The sequence below is a fragment of the Sphaerisporangium sp. NPDC049457 genome (genome assembly GCF_055586705.1).
Genome location: NZ_JBVJHR010000030.1, coordinates 33,306 through 49,764 on the forward strand (window position 1 = coordinate 33,306; position 16,459 = coordinate 49,764).

Consider the following 16,459-nt stretch of genomic DNA (forward strand, 5'->3'; position numbering starts at 1 on the left):
GGTGCGTCTGAGTATTTGACAATAGCGAAATTGCGGCCCGTTTGATGCGAATCGACGCACGGCGGGTGGGCGCCTGGACGAGGTTTGCGACCAGGCGTCGGTCATCGTCCTGCGGTCGGTTGAATCGTTGAGGAGCCGACGCCGGGAAAATTCATCAATATGCGGGCCGTTTTACCCTTTTATTGTCGTCCCGATTTACGTGATCCAGGGAAGGGATGAACCCGGGGGCGGTACGGTTCCGCGCCGGTGCCGTCGACGGCGGTGACGTTTCTGAAGAGCATCAGAAGAAGGTCCTCAGCAGGTCGACGACGGCGCCGTCGTCGTCGATGACGGGGATGAGCGCCCACTTGTCCATGGCGGTGCAGGGGTGGGACAGACCGAACCGGACGACGTCGCCGCAGGCCAGGTCGCACGCGGGGTCGACGGAGAGATAGGTGTGCTGGTCGTTGAGCGCGGTGACTCCCGCGCCTTCCAGCGGGCCCTTGCCGCGCACGTGCTGCGGCTCGGGCAGCCCCTCGTCGAAGGGCAGGTCGCGCTTGCCTGCGTCGAGCAGGGCCAGCCGGGGCTCGGGGCGGGAGACGACCCGCGCCCACCCGTGCATGGCGGCGCGGAACGGCTCGTCGCCGCCGGACGACGCGCCCGCACCTGCTCTCCCGCCGGCGCGGGACGGCGCGCCCGTTCTGCCGGGGTTGCGGGGGCGGAACGGGGAGATCGCACGGTAGAAGCCGTCGTCGTGAATCACGTAGGCGCCCGAGCGCAGCACCACCCGCGCCTCCAGCCCGCCGAGCACGTCCACCACCTGGTCGAAGTACGCGCTGCCGCCCGCGGTGACGATGGGCTCGCCGGTTTCGAAGTCCAGGCCGCCGAACAGCTCGGCCACCCCGCGCAGATAGCCGCGCACCGCCGCGAGACCCGAAGAAGAGGCGTCGCGGGCGAAGGGCCCCTCGTATCCGGCGACGCCGGCCAGGCGCAGCGACGACGCGGCGCGCACCGCCTTGGCCACCTCGCGGGCAGCGGCCGGGCCCCGGGCCCCCGTGCGCCCGCCCGGCGCGCCGAGCTCGACGCATACCTCGACCCGCCGGCGGGTCCCGCGCAGCGCGGCGTCCATGATCCGCACCGCCTCCACCGAGTCGGCCCAGCAGATGAACCGGAACTTCGGGTCCCGGTCGATCTCCCCCGCGATCCAGGCGAGTCCCGCCGGGTCGACCAGCGGGCCGGCGAGCATGAGCCGGCTCACCTTGAAGGCGCGCGCGACGCGCAGTTGCGCGAGGTTGGCCAGGGTGATGCCCCAGGCGCCCGCGGCGAGCTGCCGCCGCCACAGCTCTGGGGCCATCGTGCTCTTGCCGTGCGGCATCAGGGTGACGCCGGCCTCGGCCGTCCAGCGGGCCATGCGGGTGATGTTGTGCTCCAGGGCGGCCGCGTCGAGCGTCAGCAGCGGCGTGCCGAAGTCCCCGAGGACCGGGCCGCTCGCCAGGTAGTCGCCCACCGTGCCGGCGACGCCGGGGGGCAGGGCCTTGTACCGCCAGTCGAGAGGCTCGTCGCGCAGTGCGTCGATCATGTCCCCGTCGATGCTCATAAGCACCATCCATCGCGCTGCGCACTATGCAACGTTTGTTCTGGTATGTGACTTTCGTTCTAACATCGCGGTCAGGTGCCGGTCAACGGCGGGGACATCGCCGGCGGGCCTACGGGCGGCGGGGAACCGCTCGCGCATCCGCGTTCGTGGCGGGGAACCGCCCGGGCGGCGCCGCGACCGCCCGGGGTGCCGCATGGCCGGCCACGGGGCCGTGCGGCCGTCTCGGCGGACTACCGCACGAGCCCGTGCTCGGGGAGATCGACGCCGTCGCCGCTCGGCGGCGCGTGGAAGTCGTTGAAGGTGAACGCCTCCGGGCCGGGACCTACGGCCTTGAGGCGTTCGAGCCTGGCCATGCCCTCGGCCAAGGAGGGCGTGTGATCCGCGGGGATCCACCACATCACGCTGTACGGCTCGGCCGCGCGGGCGAACCACTCGCGGCGCCGGCGCAGGACCGCAAGGTGCGGGCTGCGGTACACGAAGTTCCACAGGGCCTCGCGCGACTCCCAGACCGAGAAGTTGATCAGCAGCATGTCGCCGTAGTCGTGCTGGACGGTGTCGGTCGGGTCCTCCCCTCCCTTGAGCCGCCAGACGAACCCGGGCGCGGCGTCGGACAGCGCGTTGATCGGCTCCAGGTTGGCCACGAAGTCGGCGATCTGGGGGTCGTCGAGGGGCGCCAGCAGATGGGCGACGTTCAACTGGGCTAGATGCATGCGCTCAGCAGACCATACCGCCGATTGTAAAGTCAATCTCCATTGTTTTTAGAGAAGGCGACGCAGCACTCCCCCGGACGCGGATCCAGCCGGGCCGTCCTGCCGCCGTCCCCGAGGGCCGACAGCATGCCCTGGCACAGCGCGAGGTTGAGCGAGCAGACCAGCAGGGGACGCTCCTCGGCGAGCACGTGGAAGGGGCAGTTGCGCAGGCGGACCACCTCGTCCTCCACGTACGGCTCGTAGCCCCGCTCCCGCAGCGCCGCGCAGAGATCGGCGGCCTCCACCCGCTCCCCGGCCTTGCGCGCGGCGGCCTCGACGGCCTCCTCGCCGCCGAGCGCGTCCACCGCCTCGGCGAGCACGAGCGCCAGCGTGCGGTAGTCCCGGGGCGGGAGGCTCACCTGGCGCTCGCCCTCGGCGCGGCGGTACACCTTGGCGGGACGCCCGCTCCCCGGGCCGGTGCGCCCGCTCAGCCGGCGGAAGCCCGACTCCAGCAGGCCGCTGTCGACGAGCTTGTCCAGATGGAAGGCCGCCAGGGTGCGGCCCACCTCCGCCGCCCGCGCGGCCTCCTCCCTGCCGACGTCGTGCCCCTGCGCCGACACGTACTCGTACAGCGCCCGCCGCACGGGGTCACTGAGGACGCCGAGCACCTGAAGGGCGTCGGAAAGACCTGGATCGGAAAGACCTGGATCGTCACCGCTCACAATGGCGAGTGTAGGACGGCTCCCGCCGAAGCGCGGGCGAGCCGGCGCCCGCCGGACGGCGGCCCTGAGCGGGCACCGGGCCGGGAAGGCCGTAGGCCGCATGCCGCGGTCGGCGCCGTCGAACCGTCCCAAGAGCCGTGCTCCGGCACCGGCGCCACGTCCATACTGGGGAGCATGAGCGGTGATGACCCCCGGCAGGGCGCGATGAAGTTCGCCGACGACGGCAGAACTCTGCTCGTCTACGACAACGGCGAGTGGAGGCCCGACTATGGACCGCTGCAGCAGACGGACGAGCCGGGGGTGGAGTTCCGGGACAAGAGATCCGGGTGACGACGCCTCAGAAGCCGGAGACCGGCGACGCCGTCACCGACCTGCGGACGACGCTGAAGTGGATCATCGCCGCGGCCGCAGGAACCGGCGCTCTGCTGCTGGGGGCGGGCCCCTTGACCGCCATGGGCAAGCTCAACGACGGCGGCGACGTCCTCGCCGCGTTCTGCGGCATGGCCCTGGCCGCCATCGGGATCGGCTGGATCATCTGGCAGGCGAGCGAGGCCCCCATGAAGGCTCCGGCTCCGGCGGCCATGAACTGTCCCGCCCACCCCATCAGTCTGGTGTACTCGTAGGTCGCGCCGGCACTGCGACAGGCGTTGAAGAACACCAGGGGCCCGTGCGCGGACAGGCCTTTACAGAGCACGGAGCTGGCGAGCAGGTCGGGTCGGAACTCTCCCCCGCCCATCGGGACCATGGACCCGCCGGCGTCCGGCTGGAAGGTGTTATGACAGGCGAAGTGAAGCAGGCCGGGAGCGCCTTTCGCGATCCAGTCGAGCAGTTCCTCTGTTTCCCGCAGGATGATCCCGGACTGGAGCTTCAGGGCGTCGCGCAGGCACCGGTTGACGCTGAGGATCTCGGCCTGCGCGTCGGAGGGCGAGCCCTCGGGCAGAACGAAGGCGGACCGGCTGATGGAGATGCGAGCGGTTCGCACCTGGTTGAACACACGACGCGCGACGGGGAACTGCTCGACGAGAAAGCCTTCGTCCTTGTGCCGGGCCAGCGGGTACAGCAATTCCCAGGGAATGATGTCGTGATCGGTGGCGATGCTGAAGGTCGAGATGCTCCCGCGGACGTCCCAGAACTGCTCCTTGACGGCGTCGGGCACCATTTGCTGCCAGAGGTTGGCCCCGAGTTCCCGCAGGCGGCGAGGTTCGCGCCTGTGGGGGCCGCCGCGGCCGGCGAGGCGTTCGAGCTCCGCGATGGTCCGCTCGATGGCGTTGACCGGTTCCGCCGCCAGGCTCATCGGCACCATCTCGTACCAGATGTCCGGGGTGAGCACCTGGAATTGGTACCTCCCCTCCGGTGACCGCGTCAGCTGGAGTGCCGCCTCGCCGGGGACCGCGTGTAGCTCGCCGATCAAGGTGCTGCTCGACCCGCTCGGCACGCCACGCGCGCCCGCCTCCGCGGAGATCTCGACCGGCAACTCTCCCACGAACGTCCCGCCCACCCAGGCGATCAGGTTCGCCCGAAGCGTGCCGGTGCGACGTGCCTCCAGTTCGAACAGGACCGGTTCAGAGTCTCCAGCTTCCGGGACGAGGAGCCTCTGACTGAGCTCGCTGAAGGCGACGAGTCCCTGGCCCGCCTGGAGCGTCACCAAGACCTCGACCCCGCCCGCGGGGACGCTCAGGCCCTTCATGGGCGCGCTTCGCGTGAACGCCCGCCCGGAGCCCTCCGTCAGGATGCGCACGACCAGCGCCACTCGGTCTCCGGGGGCGACCTGAAGGGGAAAGTCGGCGGCGAGCACCCTGCCGGCACGCTCGGGCGGCGGCGCGGCCGACCCGGCGGACCCGGCCGACCGATCAACGGACCGATCGACGTGCCTTCTCACCGAGGACGTCGGCGGATCATAGCCGTAGTGCGGATGATCACTGTAGTGCGGATCATCGCTGTAGTAGTGCACATCCTCCTCGCTCAGCTCGTCTGCGAAGGACTCGGCCGGCTCATGGGCGACCGGGGTATCGATCACCTCTCGAGGCCGTTCAGCATCTTCCAGGCCGGCACGGTCGCCCGTCGCCGCATGGCGGACGCGCAGAAGCGCCGCCAGTTCGGCGAGGAGGTGCGTCCGCGAGGGATCATCGACGGGAACGGTGTCCACGGCCCGGCGCCAGAGCGCGACCGCCTCGGCGAGGTCTGACGGGTCACCGCTCCGCATGAAGCGGGTCTGGAGCGCGGACGCCAGACCGGCATAGACGGAGGCGGCGCCAGGGTGACCGTCGAGGGTGTCCTCCACGGCGGAGCGGTAGTGCGCGACCGCCTCGTGGATGTCGGCCGCCGCGCCGGTCCACAGGTACAGGTCGTGGAGCGCGCCGCCGAGAGCGCTATGGCGGCCCGCATAATGGGGATGCCCTTCCGGTGTATGCCGGACGATGCGCCGCCACACCTCCACGGCGCGCGAAATGGCCGGATCATCAGACCGGCTCGCCCGTTCCAGCAGGTCCTCGGCGGCGGGAACGGCTCTGTCCGCCAGAGAGAGGAGCAGCGGGCCGGGCAGATGCTCATCCGGGACACCGGCCATGAAGCAGCGGCCCAGCATCTGCAGAGCAAGGTCCAGATCGTGCTCGGCTCCACCCCCGAGCAGAGCCAGATGACGCGCCCAGTGGAACCAGCCCAGCGCGTGCCAGGCGTCTACGTCGAAGTCGTCCAGGAGCCGGCGCAGGGCGAGGGCGTCGTCGAGCGCCTCCTGGTCCAGCACCGCCGCGGGATCTCGCGATTCCGCGTAACGCTCGACGCTCGTGCGCACGGACGCTAAGAGTCTTTCCCGCTCGGCCACCTGGCACCTCTCGTACGAGCCTGGCACGAAGGTATCGCGGCGGTTCTCCGGCCGGGAGACGATTGCTCGACCACGCGGGCGCCTTTACAAAGTAGATCGCCGCCGGACGGATGCCGCCGCCGGAACGCCGAACGGCCGCACGTCGCGCCCTGGGAAGGGCGCCGAGTGCGGCCGTGCGTGCGAAGCGGGAAGGGCCCCCGGGATCAGTAGGCGCCGAGGACGTCGACGACGAAGACCAGGGTGTCGGTGCCCTTGATCTTGTCGCCGGAGCCGGCCTTGCCGTAACCGAGGTCCGGCGGGATGGTGACGAGCACCCGGCTGCCGATCGGCAGGCCGACCAGGCTCTGGTCCCAGCCCTTGATGACCTTGCCGACGCCGATCGGGAACATCACCGGCTCGCCCCGGCCCCAGCTGCTGTCGAACTCCTTGTCGGTGCCCCAGATCTTGCCGGTGTACTGCACCAGGATCGTCTGACCGGACTTGACCACCGGGCCGGTGCCCTTGATCACGGTCTTGGTGACCAGGCCCTTCGGCGCCGGCGCGTCGGTCTTGGTGGTGAGCTTGGGCGCCTGGTCGCCGCCGGGGTTCTCCAGCTTGACGCCGGCGACCCCGGGGTCGGTCGCGGTGCCCTGCGCCGCCTTGGCGGTGGGCACGCCCATCACGTCGACGACGTAGACGCTGGCGATGGAGGTGTCGGCGCCCTGCGACTTGGCCTGCTCGACCTGGTCGGGGGTCAGGCTGTCCTTTGCGACGACGGCGAGGAAGCGCCCGCCGGGCTTGCTGTCCTGGAACGCCTTGTACACCACGGCGGGAAGCTTGGGATCGACCTTGATCAGCTGCGGCGCGCCGTCGTCGTAGGTGGAGCCGGAGGCGGCGTTGGTCTTGCCGTCCCAGCTGTAGGCGGTGAGGTTGGCGACCACCGAGTCGCCGTCCTTGACCTGCGCGCCCTGGCCGGGGGTGATCGTCTGCGACGACGACGTCGCGGGCGGGGTGCCCTTGGGGAAGGTGACCTGCGGTTTCTTGCCGAAGTCACCCGCCACCTTCACGCCGCTGCCGGACGTGCCGGAGGCGCCGGTCTTGGCGGTGACGTCACCGCCGCTACCGCAGGCGGCGGCGAACAGCAACGGCAGAGCGGCGAGAACGGCCAGTCGGCGCATGGGTATCCCTCGGAGAGACGTCACGTTCGCGTCACACTACCCGACGCCCAAGACCGCACGAGTCCGCGCGACGCGATCTTGCCGAAGCGTGACCATGCCTTCGGGTCAGGCTGCCTGCGCGCAGGCTCCGAGCTGGGACGACGCCCGGCGGACAGGTGCCGGCGGCCGTCCGCGCACCCCGGCGCGGCGGTACTCGAACGATACGGCACGCCCGATCTGCCGAAAGTTTCACCGGCCGCGGCTCCGGCGCGGCACGAGCACGCGGACCCCGGCGCGGCGCCGGCCGGGCGCGCGCCGGAGCCGCGGCGGCTCACATGCCGGCGATGAGCTTGTCCACCCGCTCGTCCACGCTGCGGAACGGGTCCTTGCACAGGACGGTGCGCTGGGCCTGGTCGTTCAGCTTCAGGTGCACCCAGTCGACGGTGAAGTCGCGGCGCTTCTCCTGCGCCTTGCGGATGAACTCGCCGCGCAACCGGGCGCGGGTCGTCTGCGGCGGCACCGACTTGGCCTCGAAGATCTTCAGGTCGGACGCCACGCGCTCCACGGCGCCGCGCCGCTGCAGGAGGTAGAACAGCCCTCTCTTGCGGTGCACGTCGTGGTAGGCGAGGTCGAGCTGGGCCACCCTCGGAGAGGACAGCGGCAGGTCGTACTTGTTGCGGTAGCGCTCGATGAGCTGGTACTTCGTCACCCAGTCGATCTCGCGCGACACACTGTCGAGGTCGCCGGTCTCCACCGCGCGCAGCGTGCGCTCCCACAGCTCAAGAACCCTGCGGGTGATCGCGTCGCCGCCGCGGCGGTCGACGAAGTCGCGGGCCTTTCCGAGGTACTCCTGCTGGATCTCCAGCGAGGAGGCCTCGCGGCCGTTGGCCAGGCGCACGCGCCTGCGGCCGGTCATGTCATGCGACACCTCGCGGATCGCCCGTATCGGGTTCTCCAGGCTGAGGTCGCGCATGACCGTGCCGGCCTCCACCATGCGCAGCACCAGGTCGGTGGCTCCGACCTTGAGCAGCATCGTGGCCTCGCTCATGTTGGAGTCGCCGACGATGACGTGCAGCCGGCGGAAGCGCTCGGCGTCGGCGTGCGGCTCGTCGCGGGTGTTGATGATCGGGCGCGACCGGGTGGTGGCGCTCGAAACCCCCTCCCAGATGTGCTCGGCGCGCTGGGAGACGCAGTAGACCGCGCCGCGGGGCGTCTGCAGCACCTTGCCGGCCCCGCAGATGATCTGCCGGGTCACCAGGAAGGGGATCAGGACGTCGGCGAGCCGGCCGAACTCGCCGTGCCTGCCCACGAGGTAGTTCTCGTGGCAGCCATAGGAGTTGCCCGCCGAGTCGGTGTTGTTCTTGAACAGGTAGATGTCACCGGCGATGCCCTCTTCGCGTAGCCGCTTCTCGGCGTCGACGAGCAGGCCTTCGAGGATGCGCTCCCCCGCCTTGTCGTGGGTGACGAGCTCCACGACGTTGTCACACTCGGGGGTGGCGTACTCAGGGTGGCTGCCCACGTCGAGGTACAGGCGGGCGCCGTTGCGGAGGAAGACATTGCTCGATCGGCCCCAGGACACGACTCTGCGGAAGAGGTAGCGCGCCACCTCGTCCGGGGACAGCCTGCGCTGACCCCTGAACGTGCAGGTGACGCCGTACTCGTTCTCCAAGCCGAAGATGCGACGATCCATCACATCACACTATGTCCCCCGGAGGCCGGAGGGGAGAGATCTTCGCCGGGTTTCCGGGCGAGGAACCCCTACCGTGACCTCTAGGGAGGGTAGATCTCCCCATTCCACCCGATCTTTCGCCGCCCGTAACAGGCCGCGTCCCGGCCCTCCGGGGCGGAGGAGCCGGGACGCGGGCCGGACATCGGCGGAGTCGGGCGGGACTCAGGCGCCCGAACCGGTGTCGATCTCGCCTTCGGGGGCGGTGGCCGGCGTGTCGCCGGCGGCGCCCGGCTTGCCGGCCTCCCCGGCCTCCCCGGCCTCCCCGGCCTCCCCGGCCTCGCCGACCGGCGGCTCGGCGGCCGGCCCGGACTCGGCGGACGCCGCGGCGTCGAGGAGCCGTTCGAGGCGGGGGCCGGTCAGGCGCTGGAACTTGCGGTGCTCGCGGGTGCGGTCGAGCACCGCGACCTCCAGCTGCGACACCGGCGGGCGCTCGCCGCCCGGCTCGGTCAGCGCGGCCAGGCCGGCGTCCAGCGCCTCGGAGAGCGGCATGCCCTGGCGGAAGCGGTCCTTCAGGCGGCCGGCGACGGTGTCTGCCACGCCGCCCATCACCACGAACCCGTGCTCGTCGGTGACCGAGCCGTCGAAGGTGAGGCGGTAGATCTGGTCGTCCTCGGGGGCGTCGCCGATCTCGGCGACGACCAGCTCGACCTCGTACGGCTTGCGCGACTCGGTGAACACCATGCCGAGAGACTGGGCGTACAGGTTGGCGAGGCCCCGGGCGGTGACGTCGCTGCGATCGTAGGTGTAGCCGTTGATGTCGGCGTAGCGGATGCCGCCGAGGCGTAGGGCCTCGAACTCGTTGTACTTGCCGACCGCGGCGAAGCCGATGCGGTCGTAGATCTCGCTGATCTTGTGCAGCGCCCGGGAGGCGTTCGGCGCGACGAACAGAATGCCGTTCTCGTACTGCAGCACCACGACGCTGCGGCCGCGCGCGATGCCCTTCCGCGCGAAATCGGCCTTGTCCCGCATCTCCTGTTCGGGGGACACATATCCAAAGGGCATGGACACCGGTGGTGATCCTCTCGTGGCCGTGGGTGGTGACTAGCGCAGCGGGGCGGTCGGGCCGTCGGGGTCGCTCATGCGGCGGTCCAGCACCTGCCGGACGTACGCCTCGACCTCCTCGTCGGACAGTCGGCGGAAGCCGTCCTCGGTGATCACCGTGACCAGCGGCCAGATCTTGCGGGTGACGTCGGGACCACCGGTCGCCGAGTCGTCGTCCGCGGCGTCGTAGAGCGACTCGACACAGGCGAGCACGGTGTCCTCCGCGGAGGCGTTCTCGCGGTAGAGCTTCTTCAGGGCGCCGCGCGCGAACAGCGAGCCCGAGCCGATCGAGGCATAGTTGGTCTGCTCGTACGGGCCGCCGCCCACGTCGTAGGAGAAGATGCGGCCGGTGCCGGACTCCTCGTCGTAGGCCGCGAAGAGCGGCACCACGACCATGCCCTGCATCGCCATCGGCAGGTTGCCGCGGATCATCGCCCCGAGCCGGTTGGCCTTGCCGTCGACCGAGAGCATGCGGCCCTCGCGCTTCTCGTAGTGCTCAAGCTCGACCAGGTAGAGCCGGGCCAGCTCGATGCCGGTGCTGGCCGTGCCCGCGATGCCCACGCACGAGTAGTCGTCGGTGCGGAAGACCTTCTGCATGTCCTTCTGGGAGATGTAGTTGCCCGAGGTGGCCCGCCGGTCGCCCGCCATGACGACGCCCCCCGCGAACGTCGCCGCGACGATGGTCGTGGCGTGCGGGATCTTGTCGCCCACGGAGGCCGCGGAGGCCGCAGAGTCGAATCTCCCCGGGAGGAGCCCTGGAGCGTAGGACCCGACGAACTCGGTGAACGACGTCGACCCCGTGTCCAGGAACAGGTTGTTCATCCAGCCCCGCTGTGCTGCCACGCGACTCCCTCCCAAGCGCTTTACAACTCCTACGCCGACCCTACTCGTGGTGCTGTCGTGGATGCACTTCCCACGATCAGCTCACGGCGAACCGCTTTCGCCCATCGAGCACCATCTTCCCCAAAATTCACCTTTACGGATCAGACCGGGCATGCGATTGTCGAGTTGTCGTGACATGACAACACAACCCTTGGCACTCCCACCCCCTCGTCCCCAAGGGGAGGTCCTTCCGTTGAGACTCGCACGCTCCCTCGCCGTAGTGACCACCGCCACGCTCTCCCTCACCGCCTGCGGCTCCGGAGGATCCTCCGGAGCCGATGACACCACCCTGACGATCACGGCCAACGCCATCTCCGGCGGCAAGAACTCCGCCACCGCCGACTGGACCAAGAACTGGCTCATCCCCAAGTTCGAGGAGGCCCAGAAGGCCAAGGGCAAGACCGTCCACGTGCTGTTCCAGCCGAACGGCGTCGACGACGAGCAGTACAAGACGAAGATCGCGCTGGACCTGAAGTCGGGGGCCGGCGCCGACATCGTCGACCTGGACGGCATCTGGGTCGGCGAGTTCGCCCAGGCCGGCTACATCAAGCCGCTCACGGAGACGGCCGGCCCCGAGGTCGACCAGTGGGAGGGCTGGAGCCAGATCCCCGAGGCGGTGCAGGGCCTCGGCACCTTCGACGGCAAGAAGTACGGCCTGCCGCAGGGCACAGACGGGCGCGTCCTGTTCTACAACAAGACCCTGTTCGCCAAGGCCGGCCTGCCCGCCGACTGGCAGCCCAAGAGCTGGCAGGACATCATCGACGCCGGCACGGCGCTGAAGAGGTCCGGCGTGCCCACGCCCCTGCAGATCAACGCCGGCACCGCCATGGGCGAGGCCACCAGCATGCAGGGCGCGCTGCCGCTGCTGGCGGGCACCGGCACCGAGATCTTCTCAGGCGGCAAGTGGGCCGGCGCCTCCCAGGGCCTCAAGGACGTCCTCGGCTTCTACCGGCAGATCTACACCACCGGCCTGGGCGACCCCCGCCTGCAGCAGGAGGCCAAGGGCCGCGACAAGTCCTTCCAGGCGTTCGCGGAGGGCAAGATCGGCGTCCTGGCCGAGGGCGACTACTTCTGGCGCTCGGTCGTCGAGCCCAAGGCCGGCGTCGCCCCCATGCAGGACCGCGACAAGGCCGTCGGCTACGCGCTGATCCCCGCCAAGCAGCCAGGAGCCGGGGTGCGCGGCCAGGACTTCGTCAGCATGTCCGGCGGCGCCGTGCGGGCGCTCAACCCCAGATCCGACAACCCCAAGCTCGCCTGGGAGCTGCTGTCGTTCATGCACTCGGCCGAGGCCACCAAGGCCGGCCTGGCCGGAGAGGCCCGCATCACCTCCCGCACCGACGTCAACGACGAGGTGCTGGCCCCGGCCCCGATGCTCGGCTTCGTCGCCCAGAAGGTCCTGCCGATCACCAGCTACCGTCCCGGCCTGGCCGTCTACCCGCAGGTCTCGGTCGCCCTCCAGCAGGCGACGGCCGACGTCGTCGCGGGCAAGAGCGTCGACGAGGCCGCCGCCGCCTACCAGAAGAAACTCGAATCCCTCGTAGGCGGCCCCGCCAACATCGCCCAATGATCCCGATGGCGCAAAGCGTCCTGATGCACTGGATGCCGTCCACGTGTTCCATGTGTGAGGTCCTCGCCGGCGCGCGAGCGAGGACGCGCCGGTGGTCTGACGAGGAAGGAGGAAACGCGAGGAACGAGCGTTTCCGAGTGACGAGGAAGACCACCGGCTCAAGGGCCTCCTCGCTCCGCGCGAGCGGAGCGAGCGCCATGAACACGAAGCGAGCGCCATGAACACAGACGCGGCAGGGCTGGGGAGAGGTAGGGCGGCGGGGTTCGTGCTGCCGGCCATGGTCCTCATCGGGGTGTTCCTGATCTTCCCCGCGCTCTGGACGATCTACCTGGGACTCACCGACTTCAGCCTGACCGGGCTGGCCGCCGCCGACCCGCAGATCGTGGGCGTGGACAACTACGCCGAGGCGCTCGGGGACGAGCGGTTCCGCACCTCGCTGTGGCTGACGGCGCAGTTCGTGCTCGGCTCGGCGATCATCGGCCAGGCGGGGCTTGGCTTCTCGATCGCCTGGGCGCTGCGCAACCGCACGGGGCCGGTGAAGCGGGTGGTCGAGGGCCTGGTCCTGCTGGCGTGGATCCTGCCCTCGTCGGTGGTGGCGTTCCTGTGGATCGCCCTGCTCGACCGGGACCAGGGCACGCTGAACGCCCTGCTGCACACGCCGGGGTTCGCCTGGCTGCTGGACCACCCGATGCTGTCGATCATCGTGTTCAACACCTGGCGGGGCACCGCGTTCTCGATGATGCTGTACGGGGCGGCGCTGGAGAACGTGCCGCCCTCGCACCTGGAGACGGCCCGCCTGGCGGGGGCCTCGACCTTCCAGCAACTGCGCGACGTGGTGTTCCCCCGGATCAAGGGGCACATGCTGACCAACCTGCTGCTGATCAGCCTGTGGACGTTCAACGACTTCACGAGCTTCCAGATCACGGCGGGCGGCCCCGAGGGCCGGTCGGAGATCCTGCCGGTGTACATCTACAACGTGGCGCTCAGCGGCGGGCGGCTCGGGTTCGGCGCGGCCGTGTCGTTCCTGGTGCTGATCATCAACCTGGTGCTGGCGCTGGTGTACCTGCGGCTGCTCCGCGGCCGCCGGGGGGTGGCGGCATGACCGTGGAACAAGACCGCGAGACGGCCGCGCGGGCGGCGCGGGCGGCGCGGGCGGACGCCGCCCGGGTGCGCCACGCGGTGGCGGCGATCGGGCGGGCCACGTTCCTCGCGGCGGTGACGGGGTTCTTCGCGCTGCCGCTGCTGTGGCTGGCGACCGCCCCGTTCGACGCCCATCCGACGATCACCGCGTCGGTGCCGGAGTTCACGCTCGGCAACTTCCGCGCCCTGTTCGACAACCCGTACGTGCTCACCTCGCTGGGCAACTCGGTGCTCCAGGCGGCGGGCAGCGCGGTGCTGGTCGTGGTGCTGGCGGCGCTGGCGGCGTACGCGCTGTCGCGGGTGCGGATCCCGGGCAGGGACGCGCTGCTGTACGTCCTGCTGCTGCTGTCGTCGGTGGTGACCGGCACCGCCGCCATGGTGCCGATCTTCGAGCTGGCCACCCGGCTCAACCTCATCGACACCCACCTCGGCGTGGTGCTGACGCTGTCGGGCGGCCTGCTCCCGGCGGCGATCTTCATCCTGAAGGACTTCATGGACGGCACGCCGACCTCCTACGAGGAGTCGGCGCGGGTGTTCGGCGCGAGCCCGCTGCAGATCCTGTGGCACATCGTGGTGCCGGTGGTCAGGCCCGGGCTGGCGACGATCGCGGTGTGGGCGGTGGCCTCGGTGTGGGGCAGCTTCCTGACGCCGTTCATCCTGCTGCGCGACCCGGACAAGTCCCCGGGCGCGGTGATCCTGTACACCCTCTACACCGAGGGCGGCTCGCCGCACCTGGACCTGATCTCGACGTTCTCGCTGCTGTACTCCCTCCCCGTCGTCCTGATGTACGTGTTCGTCAGCCGCAAGTACGGCTTCCGCTTCCACGGAGGGATCAAACGGTGATCTCGCTGCACGGCCTGACCAAGGAGTTCCCCGGCGGGGTACGGGCGGTCGACGCCCTGGACCTGGAGATCGCCGACGGGGAGTTCTTCGCGCTGCTCGGCCCGTCCGGGTGCGGCAAGACCACCCTGCTGCGCACGATCGCCGGCCTGGAGACCCCCACCTCGGGGCGCATCACGATCGGCTCGGCCGACGTGACGGCCCTGCCGCCCGGCAGGCGGGACGTCGCCATGGTCTTCCAGGACTACGCGCTGTTCCCGCACATGGACGTGACGGCCAACATCGCCTACCCGCTGCGGATCAGGAAGGTGCCCCGCGCCGAGCGGGAGGCCAAGGCGGCGGAGACGGCCGCGCGGCTGAGCCTGTCGGAGCTGCTCGCCCGGCGGCCGGGCCAGCTGTCGGGCGGCCAGCAGCAGCGGGTGGCGCTGGCGCGGGCCATCGCCTGCCACCCCACGGTGTTCCTGTTCGACGAGCCGCTGTCCAACCTGGACGCCCGGATGCGCCTGGAGGCCAGGACGTTCCTCAAACGCCTCCAGCGCGAGCTGGCCGTCACCACCGTGTTCGTCACCCACGACCAGAGCGAGGCGCTGGCCATGGCCGACCGCATCGCGGTCATGTCCGCCGGGCGGATCAGGCAGGTCGGCACGCCTGCTGAGGTGTTCCAGCGGCCGTCCAGCACGTTCGTGGCCTCCTTCATCGGCTCCACGCCGATGAACCTGCTGCCCGGCGTGGTCAAGGACGGCGCGCTGCGGGTGGCCGGGGCCGTCCTGCCCCTGCCCGGCGGCCTCGCCGAGGGGCAGGAGATCGTGTACGGGCTCCGCCCTGAGTACATGGACCTGTCGGCCACGGCCCGCGAGGACGCCTTCGCCGGCCGGGTCTCGGTCGTGGAGAACCTGGGCACGTCGTTCCTCGTGACGCTCGAAGTGCCGTCGGACGCCGGCGAGCTCCTGGTCCAGGCGGTGGTCCCGGAGGACGCCGAGCCCGCGCCCGGCGCCGCCGCGTGGGCCGTCCCGCGCCATCCGCGCGCCCTGGTGTACCGCGACGGAGAGCTGGTGGCCCCGTGACCGCCCTGCCGCCGATCAGGCTGAGCGGCCGGTGGACGCTGGAGGACCGCCTGGTCAAGCAGGTGTGGGGGGTGCCGTTCGAGCTGCCGGCCGGCGCGCGGGCGTTCACGGTGGAGCTGTCCTACGACCGGTCCGCCGGCGTGCTCGACCTCGGCTGCGAGGGCCCTTCCCATTTCCGCGGCTGGTCGGGCGGCGCCCGCTCCCGCTACACGATCACGCCGTCGTGGGCCACGCCGGGTTACCTGCCGGGGGAGCCCGAGCAGGGCGTCTGGCGGGCGCTCGTCGGCCTGTACCGCGTCCCGCTGGACGGCGTCGCCTACGAGATCACCGTGACCCCGCACGCCGCGCCGCCCGCGCCGCCGGACCCGCCCGCCGCTCCCCCGCCGTCCCCGGTGGCGCCGGCCTCGGCTCGGCGGGGACTGCCCGGCCTGGACGGCCTGCGGTGGCAGGCCGGCGAGCTGCACGCCCACACCGTGCACTCCGACGGCGTCCTCACCATCGACGAACTCGCGGCGCTCGCCCGCTCAGAGGGGCTGGACTTCCTGGCCGTCACCGACCACAACACCGTCAGCCACCACGCCGAGCTGCCCGCGGCGGCGGCGCGCGCGGGGATCACGCTGGTCCCCGGCCAGGAGGTCACCACCGACCTCGGCCACGCCAACGCCTTCGGCGACATCGGCTGGATCGACTTCCGGCGGCCCGCCGACGCCTGGGCGCGGGAGGTGGGCGACCGCGGCGGGCTGCTGTCGGTCAACCATCCGCTGGGCGCCGACTGCGCGTGGCGCCATCCCTTCACCGAGCGGCCCCGCACCGCCGAGGTCTGGCACTCCGGCTGGTGGGACCGCACCTGGGGCGCGCCGCTGTCGTGGGCGCAGGCATGGCGTGACGACCTGGTCTACGTCGGCGGCGGCGACTACCACCGCCCCGAGGAGAACCACCCGCCCGGCGCGCCGTCCACGTGGGTGCTCGCGGAGCCGCCCGAGGCCGGGCTCGCGGGCGCGGCGATCGTGGAGGGCGTCCGGGCGGGCCGTACGGCCGTCTCGGCCGGCCCGGACGGGCCGCTGCTGCTGCGGCACGGCGAGGAGTTCCTGGTGCTGGACGCCGACGGGCTGGTGCTGTGGGGGCCCGACCACCGGTCGGTGATCCGCGGCGACCGCGTCACCGTCCCCGCCCGTCCGGGGCCGCACCGTCTGGAGACCACCCGCAACGAGGTCATGGCCCTGTGCACCTGACCCGGCGCGCCATCGCACCC

The 16,459-nt window shown here is 70.8% G+C and carries 14 protein-coding genes; 6 read left to right on the top strand and 8 right to left on the bottom strand.

Going from position 1 to position 16,459, the window contains the following annotated elements; genetic code table 11:
* Window positions 1-280 precede the first annotated feature (280 nt).
* The 3 genes from ACZ6QO_RS35430 to ACZ6QO_RS35440 form a co-directional block, all read right to left on the bottom strand.
* Window positions 281-1,576, bottom strand: a complete 1,296-nt coding sequence (locus ACZ6QO_RS35430) for an amino acid deaminase (RefSeq protein WP_465857487.1) — start codon at window positions 1,574-1,576, stop codon at window positions 281-283.
* Window positions 1,577-1,806: 230 nt separating this feature from the next.
* Window positions 1,807-2,286 carry a DUF3291 domain-containing protein gene (locus ACZ6QO_RS35435; RefSeq protein WP_465857489.1) on the bottom strand — a complete coding sequence of 160 codons (480 nt, stop codon included), beginning with the start codon at window positions 2,284-2,286 and terminating at the stop codon, window positions 1,807-1,809.
* 32 nt (window positions 2,287-2,318) lie between these two features.
* Complete coding sequence (locus tag ACZ6QO_RS35440) at window positions 2,319-2,987, bottom strand: helix-turn-helix transcriptional regulator (protein ID WP_465857491.1); 669 nt, start codon at window positions 2,985-2,987, stop codon at window positions 2,319-2,321.
* A 174-nt stretch (window positions 2,988-3,161) separates the two neighbouring features.
* On the opposite strand from ACZ6QO_RS35440, the gene ACZ6QO_RS35445 reads away from it, so the two are divergent.
* Window positions 3,162-3,317: a hypothetical protein gene (locus tag ACZ6QO_RS35445; RefSeq protein WP_465857493.1), complete on the top strand. Its 156-nt coding sequence runs from the start codon at window positions 3,162-3,164 to the stop codon at window positions 3,315-3,317.
* A gap of 7 nt (window positions 3,318-3,324) precedes the next feature.
* Here ACZ6QO_RS35445 and ACZ6QO_RS35450 read toward each other — a convergent pair whose 3' ends face one another.
* The 5 genes from ACZ6QO_RS35450 to prcB all read right to left on the bottom strand — a co-directional run bounded on the left by ACZ6QO_RS35450 (window position 3,325) and on the right by prcB (window position 10,536).
* Entirely contained in the window at window positions 3,325-5,778 is a 2,454-nt protein-coding gene (locus ACZ6QO_RS35450; RefSeq protein WP_465857495.1) for a CHAT domain-containing protein, read from the bottom strand.
* Window positions 5,779-6,011: 233 nt separating this feature from the next.
* Window positions 6,012-6,965, bottom strand: coding sequence for an FKBP-type peptidyl-prolyl cis-trans isomerase (locus tag ACZ6QO_RS35455; protein ID WP_465857496.1), 954 nt, complete (start codon window positions 6,963-6,965; stop codon window positions 6,012-6,014).
* Window positions 6,966-7,275: 310 nt separating this feature from the next.
* Window positions 7,276-8,634, bottom strand: a complete 1,359-nt coding sequence (gene pafA, locus ACZ6QO_RS35460; RefSeq protein WP_465857498.1) for a Pup--protein ligase — start codon at window positions 8,632-8,634, stop codon at window positions 7,276-7,278.
* A 201-nt stretch (window positions 8,635-8,835) separates the two neighbouring features.
* Window positions 8,836-9,675: a proteasome subunit alpha gene (gene prcA / locus ACZ6QO_RS35465; RefSeq protein ID WP_465857557.1), complete on the bottom strand. Its 840-nt coding sequence runs from the start codon at window positions 9,673-9,675 to the stop codon at window positions 8,836-8,838.
* 39 nt (window positions 9,676-9,714) lie between these two features.
* Window positions 9,715-10,536: a proteasome subunit beta gene (gene prcB / locus ACZ6QO_RS35470; protein WP_465857559.1), complete on the bottom strand. Its 822-nt coding sequence runs from the start codon at window positions 10,534-10,536 to the stop codon at window positions 9,715-9,717.
* 253 nt (window positions 10,537-10,789) lie between these two features.
* On the opposite strand from prcB, the gene ACZ6QO_RS35475 reads away from it, so the two are divergent.
* From ACZ6QO_RS35475 to ACZ6QO_RS35495, 5 genes are all read left to right on the top strand, one after another.
* Window positions 10,790-12,163: an extracellular solute-binding protein gene (locus ACZ6QO_RS35475; protein WP_465857500.1), complete on the top strand. Its 1,374-nt coding sequence runs from the start codon at window positions 10,790-10,792 to the stop codon at window positions 12,161-12,163.
* Between the two features lie 217 nt (window positions 12,164-12,380).
* Window positions 12,381-13,265 carry a carbohydrate ABC transporter permease gene (locus ACZ6QO_RS35480; protein WP_465857502.1) on the top strand — a complete coding sequence of 295 codons (885 nt, stop codon included), beginning with the start codon at window positions 12,381-12,383 and terminating at the stop codon, window positions 13,263-13,265.
* The gene (locus ACZ6QO_RS35485) at window positions 13,262-14,146 is read left to right on the top strand and encodes a carbohydrate ABC transporter permease (RefSeq protein ID WP_465857504.1); all 885 of its coding nucleotides are present in this window, start codon (window positions 13,262-13,264) and stop codon (window positions 14,144-14,146) included. Before ACZ6QO_RS35480 ends, ACZ6QO_RS35485 begins: the two co-directional genes overlap by 4 nt.
* Window positions 14,143-15,207: an ABC transporter ATP-binding protein gene (locus tag ACZ6QO_RS35490; RefSeq protein WP_465857505.1), complete on the top strand. Its 1,065-nt coding sequence runs from the start codon at window positions 14,143-14,145 to the stop codon at window positions 15,205-15,207. Before ACZ6QO_RS35485 ends, ACZ6QO_RS35490 begins: the two co-directional genes overlap by 4 nt.
* Entirely contained in the window at window positions 15,204-16,439 is a 1,236-nt protein-coding gene (locus tag ACZ6QO_RS35495) for a CehA/McbA family metallohydrolase (RefSeq protein ID WP_465857506.1), read from the top strand. Before ACZ6QO_RS35490 ends, ACZ6QO_RS35495 begins: the two co-directional genes overlap by 4 nt.
* Window positions 16,440-16,459: the final 20 nt, after the last annotated feature.

Excerpts from the sequence above, each read along its gene's own strand:
- ACZ6QO_RS35445 (WP_465857493.1), top strand. The coding sequence starts at position 3,162 with ATGAGCGGTGATGACCCCCGGCAGGGCGCGATGAAGTTCGCCGACGAC.
- ACZ6QO_RS35430 (WP_465857487.1), bottom strand. The coding sequence starts at position 1,576 with ATGAGCATCGACGGGGACATGATCGACGCACTGCGCGACGAGCCTCTC.
- ACZ6QO_RS35480 (WP_465857502.1), top strand. The coding sequence starts at position 12,381 with ATGAACACAGACGCGGCAGGGCTGGGGAGAGGTAGGGCGGCGGGGTTC.
- prcB (WP_465857559.1), bottom strand. The coding sequence starts at position 10,536 with ATGAACAACCTGTTCCTGGACACGGGGTCGACGTCGTTCACCGAGTTC.
- ACZ6QO_RS35485 (WP_465857504.1), top strand. The coding sequence starts at position 13,262 with ATGACCGTGGAACAAGACCGCGAGACGGCCGCGCGGGCGGCGCGGGCG.
- prcA (WP_465857557.1), bottom strand. The coding sequence starts at position 9,675 with ATGCCCTTTGGATATGTGTCCCCCGAACAGGAGATGCGGGACAAGGCC.
- ACZ6QO_RS35455 (WP_465857496.1), bottom strand. The coding sequence starts at position 6,965 with ATGCGCCGACTGGCCGTTCTCGCCGCTCTGCCGTTGCTGTTCGCCGCC.
- pafA (WP_465857498.1), bottom strand. The coding sequence starts at position 8,634 with ATGGATCGTCGCATCTTCGGCTTGGAGAACGAGTACGGCGTCACCTGC.
- ACZ6QO_RS35435 (WP_465857489.1), bottom strand. The coding sequence starts at position 2,286 with ATGCATCTAGCCCAGTTGAACGTCGCCCATCTGCTGGCGCCCCTCGAC.